Annotated in this window: 11 protein-coding genes; 6 read left to right on the forward strand and 5 right to left on the reverse strand. The window is 46.2% G+C overall.

Annotated elements, in window-relative coordinates; all coding sequences use genetic code 11:
• Nucleotides 1–71 precede the first annotated feature (71 nt).
• The gene (locus AC07M6_RS21100) at nucleotides 72–683 is read left to right on the forward strand and encodes a pyridoxamine 5'-phosphate oxidase family protein (protein WP_494892894.1); all 612 of its coding nucleotides are present in this window, start codon (nucleotides 72–74) and stop codon (nucleotides 681–683) included.
• Between the two features lie 222 nt (nucleotides 684–905).
• On the opposite strand, the gene AC07M6_RS21105 is transcribed toward AC07M6_RS21100, so the two are convergent.
• Both AC07M6_RS21105 and AC07M6_RS21110 read right to left on the reverse strand, forming a co-directional pair.
• The gene (locus AC07M6_RS21105) at nucleotides 906–2,771 is read right to left on the reverse strand and encodes a M1 family metallopeptidase (RefSeq protein ID WP_494892896.1); all 1,866 of its coding nucleotides are present in this window, start codon (nucleotides 2,769–2,771) and stop codon (nucleotides 906–908) included.
• A gap of 194 nt (nucleotides 2,772–2,965) precedes the next feature.
• A complete protein-coding gene (locus AC07M6_RS21110; RefSeq protein ID WP_494892898.1) occupies nucleotides 2,966–3,988 on the reverse strand; it encodes an LLM class flavin-dependent oxidoreductase in 1,023 nt (340 codons plus the stop codon).
• Nucleotides 3,989–4,128: 140 nt separating this feature from the next.
• Between AC07M6_RS21110 and AC07M6_RS21115 the strand changes: the two genes are divergently transcribed.
• The 5 genes from AC07M6_RS21115 to AC07M6_RS21135 all read left to right on the forward strand — a co-directional run bounded on the left by AC07M6_RS21115 (nucleotide 4,129) and on the right by AC07M6_RS21135 (nucleotide 9,565).
• Nucleotides 4,129–4,761 (forward strand): DUF2185 domain-containing protein, encoded by a 633-nt coding sequence (locus AC07M6_RS21115; RefSeq protein ID WP_494892900.1) that lies wholly within the window; start codon nucleotides 4,129–4,131, stop codon nucleotides 4,759–4,761.
• 7 nt (nucleotides 4,762–4,768) lie between these two features.
• A complete protein-coding gene (locus tag AC07M6_RS21120) occupies nucleotides 4,769–5,140 on the forward strand; it encodes a VOC family protein (RefSeq protein WP_494892902.1) in 372 nt (123 codons plus the stop codon).
• A gap of 192 nt (nucleotides 5,141–5,332) precedes the next feature.
• Nucleotides 5,333–7,174, forward strand: a complete 1,842-nt coding sequence (locus tag AC07M6_RS21125) for a CocE/NonD family hydrolase (RefSeq protein WP_494893183.1) — start codon at nucleotides 5,333–5,335, stop codon at nucleotides 7,172–7,174.
• 59 nt (nucleotides 7,175–7,233) lie between these two features.
• Nucleotides 7,234–7,866 carry a M949_RS01915 family surface polysaccharide biosynthesis protein gene (locus AC07M6_RS21130; RefSeq protein WP_494892904.1) on the forward strand — a complete coding sequence of 211 codons (633 nt, stop codon included), beginning with the start codon at nucleotides 7,234–7,236 and terminating at the stop codon, nucleotides 7,864–7,866.
• Between the two features lie 22 nt (nucleotides 7,867–7,888).
• Complete coding sequence (locus tag AC07M6_RS21135) at nucleotides 7,889–9,565, forward strand: M1 family metallopeptidase (protein WP_494892906.1); 1,677 nt, start codon at nucleotides 7,889–7,891, stop codon at nucleotides 9,563–9,565.
• A 383-nt stretch (nucleotides 9,566–9,948) separates the two neighbouring features.
• Here the strand turns inward: AC07M6_RS21135 and AC07M6_RS21140 are convergent, their stop codons facing one another.
• The 3 genes from AC07M6_RS21140 to gldG all read right to left on the reverse strand — a co-directional run bounded on the left by AC07M6_RS21140 (nucleotide 9,949) and on the right by gldG (nucleotide 14,106).
• Nucleotides 9,949–10,290 carry an MmcQ/YjbR family DNA-binding protein gene (locus tag AC07M6_RS21140; RefSeq protein ID WP_494892908.1) on the reverse strand — a complete coding sequence of 114 codons (342 nt, stop codon included), beginning with the start codon at nucleotides 10,288–10,290 and terminating at the stop codon, nucleotides 9,949–9,951.
• A gap of 258 nt (nucleotides 10,291–10,548) precedes the next feature.
• Nucleotides 10,549–11,676 (reverse strand): DNA polymerase III subunit beta, encoded by a 1,128-nt coding sequence (gene dnaN, locus AC07M6_RS21145; protein WP_494892910.1) that lies wholly within the window; start codon nucleotides 11,674–11,676, stop codon nucleotides 10,549–10,551.
• A gap of 33 nt (nucleotides 11,677–11,709) precedes the next feature.
• The gene (gldG, locus tag AC07M6_RS21150) at nucleotides 11,710–14,106 is read right to left on the reverse strand and encodes a gliding motility-associated ABC transporter substrate-binding protein GldG (RefSeq protein ID WP_494892912.1); all 2,397 of its coding nucleotides are present in this window, start codon (nucleotides 14,104–14,106) and stop codon (nucleotides 11,710–11,712) included.
• Between the last annotated feature and the right edge of the window lie 20 nt (nucleotides 14,107–14,126).

Here is a 14,126-nt window from a genome sequence, read left to right on the forward strand (position 1 = left end):
ATAGGTTTAATTATCAGAATTACTTATTTTTAATAAACTGACTTGCACAAGCCCATTTAACAACCTAAAAAATGAATTACTCAGCAATTGCCTTTACCAATGCGGTAAAGGATCTACAGGAAAAATATGGCAGCCGCGCCGGTTACTTACGCAGGGAGGCACAGCATTATACGGATGGCTTTACAGAAGCTGAGATAGATTTTATTGGTCAGCAGGATAATTTTTACATGGCTACTATTAGCGAAAGCGGTTATCCATATATCCAATTTCGCGGGGGACCGAAAGGTTTTTTAAAAGTGCTTGACCACGAAACACTTGGTTTTATTGATTTTGGCGGCAACAGGCAATATATATCCGCAGGTAATTTGGCTACGCATAACCAGGTTTCGTTGTTTTTGCTGAACCAGGCAACCAGGGAGCGGTTAAAAATATTTGCTAAAGCTACCATCCTATCTATTGATGAAAACCCTGAACTATATGAACAGCTTAACCTGGGCGAGTATTCATTTAAGCCTGAAAGAATAATTATTTTAAAGGTTAGTGGCTACGACTGGAATTGCCCGCAACATATTACTCCGCGGTATACCCTTGAAGAAATGCAACAGGGGTTTGAGCAGCAACATGAGTACATCAAAAAACTGCAAAAAGAAAACGCCGAATTAAAGGCGCGCTTAAAAATTTAATACCTAAGATAATCTTCAGCAAAACATTATCCTCTCCCGGGCGAAATCTTATACGCGTGATGAGTTGCACGTATAAGATTTCTCTTTCGCCCTTCCGCTCAGACCCATTCTTGCTCTATCGAAATAACATAGGGTTAAAAAAATAGCGAAGAGCCTACCCATGCAAAGCATTACTGTAGGTTCTTCGCTATCGCTCAGAATGACAAGATAATATGGGCTGCCTTACTTACCAGCTACCCAGGTATTATTCTTCATATCGGCATCCATAAATATGCCGCCCTCAAGGGTGATATCTTTAACCTCTTTAGTAGTTTTAATCTTTACTGAAATATCTTTCTGATCCTTTTCCCAAACTGCAGGGGTTTGATGGAAAGACTCGGTAGTACCGTCGGTATAATTAACATTTACATCAAACGGGGCGGCAAAGCCGCCAATGTTTTTAATAGCCAGGGTATAACCGCTGCCCGATTTATCGGCACCTGTTAAAGCCAGGTCTATATATGATGGCGTGAAGAACCAGTTGTAAAAGAACCAGTCCAGTTTTTTCCCCGATCCGGTTTTCATCGAATTAAAATAATCCCATGGAATGGGGTGCTTACCATTCCAGTTATCCATATAGGTGTGCAGCGCTTTTTTAAACAGCTTATCGCCCAGCAGATCTTTTAAAGCCAGGTAACTTAAAGATGGTTTACCGTAAAAGTTATTGCCCGCGCCAAATTTCGTATCGGGCGATGGGGTAATGATAGGCATTTCCTGTGTATGCGGACGGGTAGCCCAGCCTACCACACGGAATTGTTTGTAAAAATTATCTGCCGCTTGTTTGCCTTTCTCTTCAATACCTATCAGGTATTCCAGCGTGGTGGCCCAGCCTTCGTCCATAAAGGCGTAATAGCTTTCGTTAATGCCCATATAAAAAGGGAAATAGGTATGCGCCTGCTCGTGGTCCTGCACCAATTGGGCAAAGCCAAGATCTTTTTCGTGGCTATCGTTTACCATCATGGGGTATTCCATATCGGCAAAGCCTTGTACAGCGGTGCTTTTTGAAAATGGATACGGCACACCCGGCCAGTTACGCGAGAACCAGCCCAAAGCATAACGGCTAAATTGCACCGAATGGTGAAAATCATCAGAGGCATCGGGGAAGGCTGCCTGCACACTTGCACGGCGGTTTTTGGCATCATCAACCAATACACTTCCTGCATCCCAAACGTAAGTATTACTTACAGCCAGGGCTACATCGGTAATATTTTTGCAGGTAAATGTCCAGGTGTTGGCCGCGTTTTGAGCGGTCACCTGTTTACCAGCTACATCCTGCGCGGTTGCCACGTGGATGGTAGAATCGCTGGTCATTGATGTAGCTAAACGTTTGGCATATTCAGGCTGTAAAACCTGAGTTGGGTTTTGCAGATCGCCGGTGGCCCATACAAGATAGTTTTTAGGTACGGTTACGTTAAGGGTATAATCGTTAAAGTCGTTATAAAACTCCAGTCCGCCGGTATGCGGTTGTGTATCCCATCCTTTATAATCATCATATACCGATACGCGTGGGTAAAAGTAAGCCAGATAATAGGTAGTTGAATCAATAAAGCCTTCGCGGCCGCGGCCATTTGATAATTGATAATGCCAGGTGATGTCCATTTTTACCGAGTCGTGTGGCATTAAGGCTTTACTTAAGGGGAACATGTAGTTGGTGGTGTTAGCCGCGTTATTGTCCCAGTCGGCTTTTGTGCCGTTAACCAGTATCTTATCTACCTGGATCCCGGCTTCAGGGTTTGCAGCACCTCCCCGGCCGCCAGTGCGGTGCATGTTCATGATCAGTTTCATGTTCAGGCTTTTCAGCGTATCGGGACTGTTATTAAAATAGGTGATCTGCTCTACACCGTTAATCAGTTTATTTGGCGGCGACATGCTGATCGATATATTATACCGGCCATGGTTTTGCCAAAAGTTTTTGCCGGGCTTGCCGCTTTCGGTGCGGGTGCCCTTAGTATAGGCGCTTTCGATATGGGCCGGCATGGTTAAGGTTTGCGCGTTTGCCCCTAAAAGCGCAACACACAAAAACGAGGATAGGAGTATTGATTTTAACATACGAACTGTTTTTGAAGATAATATCAGGCTAATATAAGAAAGAATAGCCTAAACCGATAAGCAGATTTTCAGTTCCCTCCCACTGGGAGGGGTGCGGCTGATAGTGTAGTGGGAGGGAGGGGTTTCTGCACATTGTCAAGAAACCCCTCCCTGCACCCTCCCCGTGGGAGGGAATCGCACATCCCTTGCTTTTTCTAAGCAATCGGGCTCAACTCAAACAACCCGGCCAGCAACTCGTAACTTCGCAGCCTGTCTTCAAAATCTTCGGTAATGGTCACGGCCATCAGTTCATCCACATCATAACTTTCGGCTAATTGCAATAGGCGTGTTTTTACCATCTCGGGACTGCCCGCTACCACACGCTGGCGATTATAGCGCATCCGGTCCTGCTCGGCATCGGTATAAACCACATCCTTCACATCATTGTAGGATAGCGGTGTGATCACCCCTTTTTCAAATTGCAGGAAACGGGCATCCATCACCGCCTTATGCCGGGCTACCTTTTCGGGATCGTCGGAACAGAAAACAAAGATGGCCATATTAGCTTCGGGCCGGGCCAGGTCCTGCGAGGGCTGAAACCTGTCGCGGTACACTTTAACCGCCTGCGGGCCACCCACCGGGTTAATAAAATGCGCGAACGAGAAACCCATGCCAAAATGGGCGGCAAACAAACCACTTTGTCCGCTGCTGCTCAGCAGCCATTGAGCGGGTACGGTATCAACCTGCGGAATAGCACGGATGCTGCGCTGTATGGTACCGGGATCGGCCGTATCATGCAGGTAATTTTGCAGGTCCATCAGTTGCTCCACAAAGTCCTGCTCGCGGAACTGGTTAGACGGGTTGAGTACACTGGCCGTAATGCGGTCGGTACCCGGCGCGCGGCCCATGCCCAGGTCTATCCGGCCCGGCGCCAAAGCTTCCAGCATGCGGAAGCTTTCGGCTACCTTCAATGCGCTGTGGTTAGGCAGCATAATCCCGCCCGAACCCAACCGGATAGTTTTGGTATGCGCGGCCAAATGCGCCAGTAATACATCGGGCGACGACCCGGCCAGGATGCCGGTGTTATGGTGTTCGGCCACCCAATAGCGGGTATAGCCCAATTTTTCGGTCAGTTTGGCCAGTTCAATAGTTTCCTGAACGGCCTGTATAGCGGTAGCCCCTTTGCGTACCGGCGATTGGTCGAGCACGCTGAGGCGGATATTTTTTGTACTCATCATTAATATATGAAATACAAATGTAGGTAAGGGGTTGTGGATGGATTGTCAGGAGGTGGATTATGGCAGTGGGGTGATATATTGATTAAACGTGTGCCGTATTCGAAGTAAAATTTCACTAATTTTAAATATTAGATTTTACTATGATAGAAAAAAGTTGGTGGCTGGAAGACGCTACTGCAATTCAAAAAGAATCACCTTATACATTCTACAAACCATCTGATACAATTATTGAAAAATTAAAGGTTGGAGATATTGTGAAATTGATCTTTGGGTTTAAATCCGACGATCCTACTTTACCCATAGCCGAACGCATGTGGGTGATTATTGAAAGTATAAATGGGGGATTATTTTCAGGAAAATTAGACAATGACCCTTATCACATTAAAGACCTAACAGCAGGTGATACAATACCCTTTAGTAAAGAACATATTATTCAATACGATACTATTGATGAATTGGATATTGTAGACGAGAATGATGATGATTTAGAGCCATATTTCAAGAGATGCTTTGTGTCTAATCATATATTAAATGAAGATTACCCAGTTGGCTATTTTTATAAGGAAGAACCAGAAAACGAAAAAGAAACCGGATGGACTTTTTTAAGTGGTTGCGAATCTCAGGAATATGTAGATAATAGTGATAACCTACAATATATAGCCATAGGTAAGGTTTTAAATTTGGATGATAGCTTTATTCATTTATTAGATGCGCCGGTAGGTTCTGAATTTGAACGGGACGGCGATACGAATACTTTTCATCAACTTTTATAGCAGGCAAATGAAACCCCAACTCATAGGCATTGCCCCGCAACTCCGTGTACCCGATGTAGTTAAAACAGCCGACTACTACATCCACGTATTAGGCTTTAAACTCATCAGCTACTTCCTTGATCCGCCGGTGTATGCTATGGTGGAGCGCGACGGTTTCCAGGTTCATTTTGGAAAAGCCCCTGCCCACCAATTGCATACCAATCTGGTAGCCGGCAGCGAGGTAACCGACTTTGTGATCTGGGTGCCCGAAATCGAATTGTTTTACAATGAGGTAAAGTCGGCAGGTGCCGATATCAAACAAGAAATTATGCAGCGCAGCTACGGCCGCGAGTTTTTGATCAGCGATTGCGACGGTCACGTAATTATGGTTTGTGATTAATAATCTGATAGAGATTTTTTGCAACCATTTTGCTCACGCGCATTATACAAGCAGTTGTGCTACCCCGCAATATTGTTACAACAAATTATTTTCAATATCTTAACTTCGTCATACCGAAAAAATTAACTGATTGTCATGATAAAAAAAATCACCAACCTTTTACTGATCGTGTTGCTTTGCTGCGGCGCGGCGATGGCCCAGGGCACTAACACACTTTCGCAGGCATCGCTTGATGCGCAATACATCAGGGACCATTACACCAAAATGGAAAAGTACATTACCATGCGCGATGGTAAACGCCTGTTCACCTCCATTTACCTGCCTAAAGATCAAACGCAGAAATATGGTATTGTAATGACCCGTACGCCGTACACGGTTTCGCCTTATGGTACCGACATGAAGGGCACGCTTGGCCAAAATATGTTGTTTGCCAGGGAAGGTTATATTTTTGTGTACCAGGATGTTCGCGGCCGGTATATGAGCGAAGGCGATTTTGTAAATGTACGGCCTCAACTTGGCGAAAAACATGGCCCGAAAGATATTGATGAAAGCACCGATACTTACGATACCATTGATTGGCTGGTTAAAAACCTGCCCAATAATAATGGCAAAGTAGGCATTTTAGGTATCTCCTACCCTGGCTTTTACTCTACAGCGTCGTTGCCTAACGCGCATCCGGCGCTAAAAGCCGTATCGCCGCAGGCCCCGGTTACCGAGTGGTTTAAGGGCGATGATTTTCATCACAAAGGCGTATTTTTTGAAATGGATGCTTTTGCATTTTTAACCGGCTTTGGTGTACCGCGCCCTAAGCCGATACTCCCAGCCGATATTAAGAACCAAATAAGGGTTAATGTAAAGGATAATTATAAATTTTACCTGGAGCAGGGCGCACTGCCAAACCTGAAAAAGAATTTCCTTGGCGATTCGGTAAAGTTTTGGAACGATATGATGGACCATCCCAACTACGATTCGTTTTGGAAAGCCATGAATATTTTGCCGCACTTAACCAATATTAAACCTGCGGTAATGACCGTAGGCGGATTTTTTGATGCCGAAGATGCTTATGGCGCGCAGGAAGTTTACAAGGCTATAGAAAAACAAAACCCGCAATCGGTTAAAAATACGCTGGTATTAGGGCCATGGTTTCACGGTGGTTGGGAACGTGGTGACGGGGACTTATTTGGCGATCAGGATTTTGGACAAAAAACAAGTGTATATTACCGGGAGAACATTGAACTGCCTTTCTTTAACTATTACCTGAAAGGTAAAGGCACCCTGGATTTGCCCGAGGCTTATATTTTTGTTACCGGCAGTAACCAATGGCATAAATTTGAAACCTGGCCGCCCAAAAACACGACCGAAAAAACCCTGTACCTGCAACAAAATGGCAAGCTAAGCTTTACCAAACCAACCTATGCCGATAGCTTTGACCAATATGTGAGCGACCCTGCCGCACCCGTGCCTTATCAGGATGGCATACAAGCCCGCCGCACCCGCGAGTACATGATAGACGATCAGCGCTTTGCTTCGCGCAGGCCGGATGTGAAAACTTACCAGACAGATGTACTGACGGATGACATCACCCTAACCGGCCCGCTGATGGCCGATCTGTTTGCATCAACCAGCGGTACCGATGCCGATTTTGTGGTGAAGCTGATCGATGTTTTCCCGGACGATGCGCCAAATCCGTCGCCGAACCCTAAAGGCATTATCATGTCGGGTTACCAGATGTTAGTGCGCGGCGAGATCTTCAGGGGTAAGTTCCGCAACTCGTACGAAAAACCGGAGCCATTTGAGCCCGGCCGGATAACCGAGGTAAAGTACGATTTGCCTGATGTTGGCCATACCTTTAAAAAAGGCCACCGTATTATGATCCAGGTGCAAAACTCCTGGTTCCCGCTGGCCGACCGTAACCCTAACCAGTTTATGGATATTAATAAAGCTACCGATGCCGATTTTAAACCGGCAACCATGCGTATATTCCATGATAAAGCCGCGCCGTCGAGTTTGAAGATTACGGTGCTGGAGAATTAAGCCAAATAAATTACCATAGCGAGGGGTTTTGCCTCTCGCTATTTGATTCTAAATATAGAATGCCAAAGCTCCGTTTGCTTTTACTACCTGGTTTGTTGTTGAGCAGCACACTAATTTCCTTTGCGCAGTTAAAAATAACTACGCTCGATAAAAAGGATATACCGGCAACTATCAAATACGCCGGCCATATCATTAATGCGGTACGGTATACAGATGTTGCGGGTGATCATTTAGTGCTAACTGCCGAAACGGGATTAACGCCATCGAAAGATAAAGAAATTGACGGCAGGGATGCTGCCTTGTATGCCTATCATTATAAAGTTACCGGTAACGATTTTAAACTGACCTGGCAAACCTATGATTTTATAAAGGACTGCCCTGTTGATTTAGCTGCCAGGTACTTACCAAATACTTTTGCCATTACCGACTTGAATAAAGATGGAAAGGCTGAAGTATGGCTAATGTATGTAACCGTTTGCCACGGCGATGTAAGCCCAAGTAACATGAAGATAATTATGCACGAAGGCGATAAAAAGTATGCCGTTAGAGGTGAAAATCGTGTGATGGCAACGGACAAGGATTTTGTGGGTGGCAAATACACCTTTGATGATGCATTTAAAACAGGCCCCGAAGTGTTCAGGCAATACGCTGCTAACCTTTGGAAGAAAAACATCATGGAAACATGGAAATAGATTTAAACAGATAAATTTGAAAATGAAAACAAAATACCTGTATCACATTGCTTCGATACTTATTGCAGTATTTGCTTTTGCAAGAAACGCGCAGGCGCAATTATTAACCCCTCGCGCGAATTTCACCCGTGCCGATTCGCTGCATGGCAACCAGAACGCGCCTTTGCGCACCTGTTACGATATCAATTACTATCACCTGGATGTGAAGTTTGATATCGAAAAGAAATTCATCAGCGGCAGCAACCTGTTTAAATTCACCGCTACACGCGATATGAAGAAGCTGCAATTTGACCTGTTTGCCAACCTGAACATCGATAAGGTGGTTTACAAAGGCAAGGAGCTACCCTATAAACGCGAGTTTAACGCCGTTTTTCTGGAACTGCCTAAAGACATTGTTAAAGGCACTAAAGATGAGTTTACGGTTTACTACTCGGGTAACCCAACTATTGCCAAACGCGCCCCCTGGGATGGCGGTGTGGTATTCGCTACCGATTCGCTGGGTAAACCATGGGTGGCTACCGCCTGCGAGGGTGTGGGTGCCGCTATCTGGTGGCCTAACAAAGACCAGCTGACCGACGAGGCGGATAGTATCCTGATCAGCATCAGCGTACCAACCGGGTTAAAAGATGTATCTAACGGCCGCCTGCGCAAGGTAACCGACCTGAAAAACGGCTATACCCGGTTCGATTGGTTTGTATCGCAACCCATTAACAACTATAACGTGGAAGCCAACATAGCCGATTACGCGCATTACAGTGGCATCTACATGGGCGAAAAGGGCAAGCTGGATATGGATTTCTGGCCTTTAGCCTACAACCTTGATAAGGCTAAAAAGCAATGGGGCGCCAATGTTACGCCCATGCTAAAGGCTTTTGAATATTGGTTTGGCCCCTACCCGTTTTACGAGGATAGCTACAAACTGGTAGAAACCCCTCACCTGGGGATGGAACACCAAAGCGGTGTGGCCTATGGCAACAAATACCGCAACGGCTACCTCGGCCGCGATCTTTCGGGCACGGGCCATGGTTTAACCTGGGACTTTATAGTAGTGCACGAAAGCGGGCACGAGTGGTTTGGCAATAACATTACCGATAAGGACAATGCCGATATGTGGATCCACGAAGGGTTCACCAATTATTCCGAATCGCTGTTTATCGAACATTCTACCGGCAGCAAACTGGCCGGGCAGGAATATGTGCACGGTACCCGTCGCGGGATAGCTAACGATGAACCTATTATCGGTATCTACGGTGTAAACAAAGAGGGCAGCGGCGATATGTACCCCAAAAGCGGCAACATGCTGAATATGATCCGCACCATCATTAACAACGATGAAAAATGGCGCGGAATCCTGCGCGGGTTAAACAAAACCTTCTATCACCAAACGGTAACAACCGAGCAGGTGGTAGATTATATTAACACACAAGCCGGCATAAACCTGACCAGCATTTTTGATCAGTACCTGCGTTATAAAAACATCCCTGTACTGGAGTTCCGTTTTGAGAACGGCCGTGCAGTGGCCCGCTGGATAGCTGATGTAAATGGCTTTAACATGCCCGTACGCATCCGCGCCAAAGGCGGCGAGTATAAATTTGTTAACCTATCAACCCGCTTTGCCCCTGTTGAGCTGGCCGGTTTAACCAAAGAGAATTTAGAGGTGGATACCTTTAATTATTATATCGGGGTGCTGGTAGATTGATGTCCCCCTTAATGCCACTAAAAAGCCCGGCGTGTTTGAAAACACGCCGGGCTTTTTACTTACCATCCCGTCATTGCGAGGTACGAAGCAATCCCCGGCAGGCAGAGTGGACTTGCAAAGTTGACCTTAACACCGAGGATTGCTTCGTACCTACCCATGACGTAGCTGTTTTAAATACCATGTCATTTCGAACGAACCTGCGGAGGTAATGGGTTGGGGTGAGGAGAAATCTTATACGATTTACCTATCGCGCGTACAAGATTTCTCTTTCGCCCTCCCCGCAACCCCTGCCCTTGCTCTATCGAAATGACATCGTGGTTTTAACGTCATCCACATCTTCAAAGTCCCACCGGGATTCTAAAACTCGCAATGACAATCCCTTATCAACCCAACTTCGCCAACATGCCTTTAGGCAGTTTCGCCTTAACCAATTCGTACGATTGGCGGATATAATGCTCCCATTTATCTTTGCTAAACCGGTCTTCCGCGCTTACAAAGATCCATTTATACCGGGCCACGTAAGGAGCGGGGATAATATCGGGCGTAGTGCTTAACTCTTCAAACTCATCATCCTTTACTTTAAACGATACCCCAAACGGACCGGTTAACCCGGTTACGCAAAACATTTTAGCGCCAATGCAAAAGCAAAGGTCGTTGCCCCATTTTACGTCCTCGGTAACGGATGGCAGGGACAGGCAAAAAGTGCGGATTTGTTCGATGTTCATAATCTAAGGTAAGTAAAGTTTTGCTGTTGCGGCCGTAGCCGTGGCGATAAACAGTTCCCTCCCATGGGGAGGGGTGCGAAGGGTTCCGCGTTGGGAGGAAGGGGTTTATACGGTTGCATGGTGATCAAACCCCTCCCTACACCCTCCCCGTGGGAGGGAATCGCACAGGTCTCCCGCTTTCGAAAAGCCCATAAACAAAAAAATCCCGGCATCGCGCCGGGATTTTTCATTTTTTGGATCTATAATTTAAGTTTACACTTAAGCGTAACTATTTAACATTACCGGCATTACCAGCATCAGCACGTCTTCGTTTTCGTCGCCGCCTTGTGGTAATAATAGTCCGGCCCTGTTAGGGGTACTCATGTGGAGGGCTACTTCTTCGCCGCTCAGGTTTTTTAACATTTCTATTAAAAAGCGGGCGTTAAAGCCAATCTCCATATCATCGCCTTCGTACTGGCAGTTCAGGCGCTCGTGCGCCTCGTTGCTAAAGTCAATATCTTCTGACGAGATATTTAACTCGCTGCCATTAATTTTCAACCTTACCTGGTGCGTGGTTTTATTGGCATAAATAGCCACACGGCTTAATGAACCTAAAAACGCCTGGCGGTCAATCGTCATCATATTAGGATTATTTTGCGGGATAACCGCTTCATAATCCGGGTAACGCTCGTCAATTAAACGGCACACTAAATTAATGTTACCAAATTTAAAGAACGCGCTGGTATTGTTATACTCAACCGATACATTCACATCTTCGGATGGCAGGGCCGATTTCAACAGGTTCAAAGCCTTTTTAGGAAGGATGAACGATGTAGCGCTTTCTGCTTTAGCATCCTTACGGCGGTAGCGTACCAGTTTATGCGCGTCGGTAGCAACAAAGGTGAACGATTGCGGGGTTAACTGGCAAAATACACCTGTCATTGCCGGGCGCAATTCGTCATTACTCACCGCGAAGATGGTTTTGTTGATCGCCTCGGCCAATACCGATGACGGCAGGTTAACCGACGAGCCATTTTCTACTACCGGGATCTTCGGGAAATCGTCGCCGTTTTCGCCGCTTAGCTTGTATTTACCATCGCCTGCATTTATCTCAATAGCGAAAGTTTTATCATCAACCGAAAAAGCGATAGGCTGCTCAGGTAATGATTTTAGCGTATCCAATAAGATGCGCGATGGTATAGCTATGCGGCCGTTTTCCTTTGCCTCGCTTAACGTAAGGGAGGTGGTCATGCTGGTTTGCAGGTCGGTGGCCGAAATGGTCAGGTTGCCATCTTTTATTTCAAATAAAAAGTTTTCCAGGATCGGCAATACGGTACTGTTGCTAAGCGCACCGCTTACTGATTGTAGTTGCTTTAGTAACGTAGACGTCGAAACAATGAATCTCATATGAAGGATTTAATCTACCAAAAATATAAAAAATTAGTGCGCATACTTGCGCTTCCGCAAATAATGTTGAAAAATAGCGAATATTAACACCAACAGCAACGGTCCCACGGTATTTATCACCTGCCAGTACAGCTTTTCGTTCTTTATCCGGGCACGGTTAAGCAGCCGCAACTGGATCTCTTTGTTACGCAAGGCAATCAGTCGGGCATCGCCGGTCAGGTAATCGGCCAGGTTAAGCAGCAGGTTGCGGTTACCGTAATTGGTGCCCGTGTAATGATCAAAGCCTAAAGGGTAAGGCGTACCATCTTTGGCTATCTGATTTTTAAAAATATCCCCATCGCTTAACACCACCATTTTTGTGGGTTTGCTGGCCGCCAAAGGCTGTATCTGCCCGGTGAACCCTTCGGGAACAGGCCTGTTTAAAAAGGTAGACTTAAAACTCCCTTCCAGTAGTACGCCCACTGTTTTTGGCACACTCTGGAAAGTGGCCGGATCGGGATCCTGCTCCAGCAACTGCAGCGACAGCATGTATGGCGTATTAAACGTTTTATTAAATGGCGATGAGGTAAGCAAAATGGTTTTACTTACATTTTTTATACCGATGGTATCAATCGTACTGGCAAATTCGCTGCGGATACCCTCCAGGTTTTTAACCGCAGGATGTTTGGACATGGGTAAAAACAGCGGGTAAAACAACCAGTGCAGCATTTGGATCTGCGGGTTACCGCCTGTGCCGCCCGTGGTAATGGGGATTTCGGCGCAGTTCATATCGGCAATCAGGTCGTAATTTAAACGCACGCCGTAGGTGAATAGCTGATCGTCCAGGTTTAGTTTTTTAGGAAAAGCCAGTTGCTCGCCGCCATGGCCGCGCAGGCTGTCCAGTTCGGCGCTCACCTGGTCAAGGCTCCATAATATACGGCCGCCGTTCATCAGGTATTGGTCTATCTTAAATTTCTCTAATTCGGTAAAAGGCAGATCGGGTTTGGGGATAATGAGCAGACTGATCTTTTTCAACCCGTCCATCGATATCAGCTTTAGATCAACCCGGCCCACATCAAAGCCATCCGTTAATACGCGGCGGGCATCATACATTTGCAGGTCGGTTAACTCGTTATGGCCTTCGGTAATGCCAATGCGCTGCCTGCCGGTGGTGGTTATTTTTTTAATGGCCGATGTAAAAGCATATTCCAGGTTTTGGATGGAGTAATTCAAGGCTTCTTCATCGCTTGCGCCTTCGCGGGTTTGCAATAATCCCACAGGTAACTCGATATTATTGGCGGTCACCATGGCCGCCGGGAAAATGATCTTTTGGCTTTGCCCGCTCTCCGTTTTCACGCTCAGGTTAATGGGATCGATACCGCGGCCTTTCAGGTTTTGTATTACGGTATCCTGTTCACTTTCGGCCAGGTTTTTCAGCGGGTCTACTATATCAAACTGCAGTTTACCGTGACTGTAAGCCTGTAAATCGCTCAGCATATCGCGGGTGGCATATTGCAGGCGTTTCATCCCGGCAGGGAAGCCGTCGCCTTTTAAAAACACGGTTACCCTAACCGGCGTGGTTAAGCTGTCCATCACGTTGCGGCTGATGGCCGATATGGTATAGCGTTTCTCCTTAGTAAAATCAATCCGGGTGAAAGAGACTTTGGATAAGATGAGTAAAACGATCAACCCGGCTAATAAAGCGCCGGTTGCTTTAACATTAATTTTCTTCTGCCTTTGGCGAATAAGGGCAAACAGCGTAAGCGCGATAAAAATAGCAGCAAGGATGATAAAGTAAGCCAGATCGCGTGTATCCAGCACACCGCGGCTAACCGATTGATAATGCTCGGTAATCCCTAAATATTGAATAGAATAATCCTGTAAGGAAAGCAATCCGCTTAGCGAATCGAACCCGCTGAAAATGAAGAAGCAAAGAAAAACGGCCAGCGCAAAAGCGATGATCTGATTTTTGGTGATAGCCGAAGCAAAGATGCCAATAGCCGCAAAACCGCTGCCTAATAAGAACAGACCGATATACGACCCGATGACGCCGCCGGTATCTACATTGCCCTGTGGGGTGCCTAAGGCATACACCGTCCAATAATAAAACAGGGTAGGTAACAAGGCACAAAGCAGCAATAATACACTGGCAAAATACTTGCCTAAAACAATCTGCACATCGGTTAACGGGCGGGTTACCAGCAACTCAAAAGTACCCTCTTTCCGTTCTTCGGCCAGCGAACGCATGGTAATGGCGGGCACCAGGAACATGAACAGAAAAGGCGCTATGTTAAACAGGCTGTCCAGCCCGGCGTAACCGTAATCCAGTATACTGCTATCGGGGAATACCCATAAAAAAAGGCCCAGTACCAGCAAAAACAAACCGATGGTAACATAAGCAACCAGCGAGCTTAAATAGGACGTAATTTCTTTCCTGAATATCTGATACACCTTGAATACGCTATGAATGC

The sequence above is a fragment of the Mucilaginibacter sp. GW821-FHT07H05 genome (assembly GCF_059418485.1).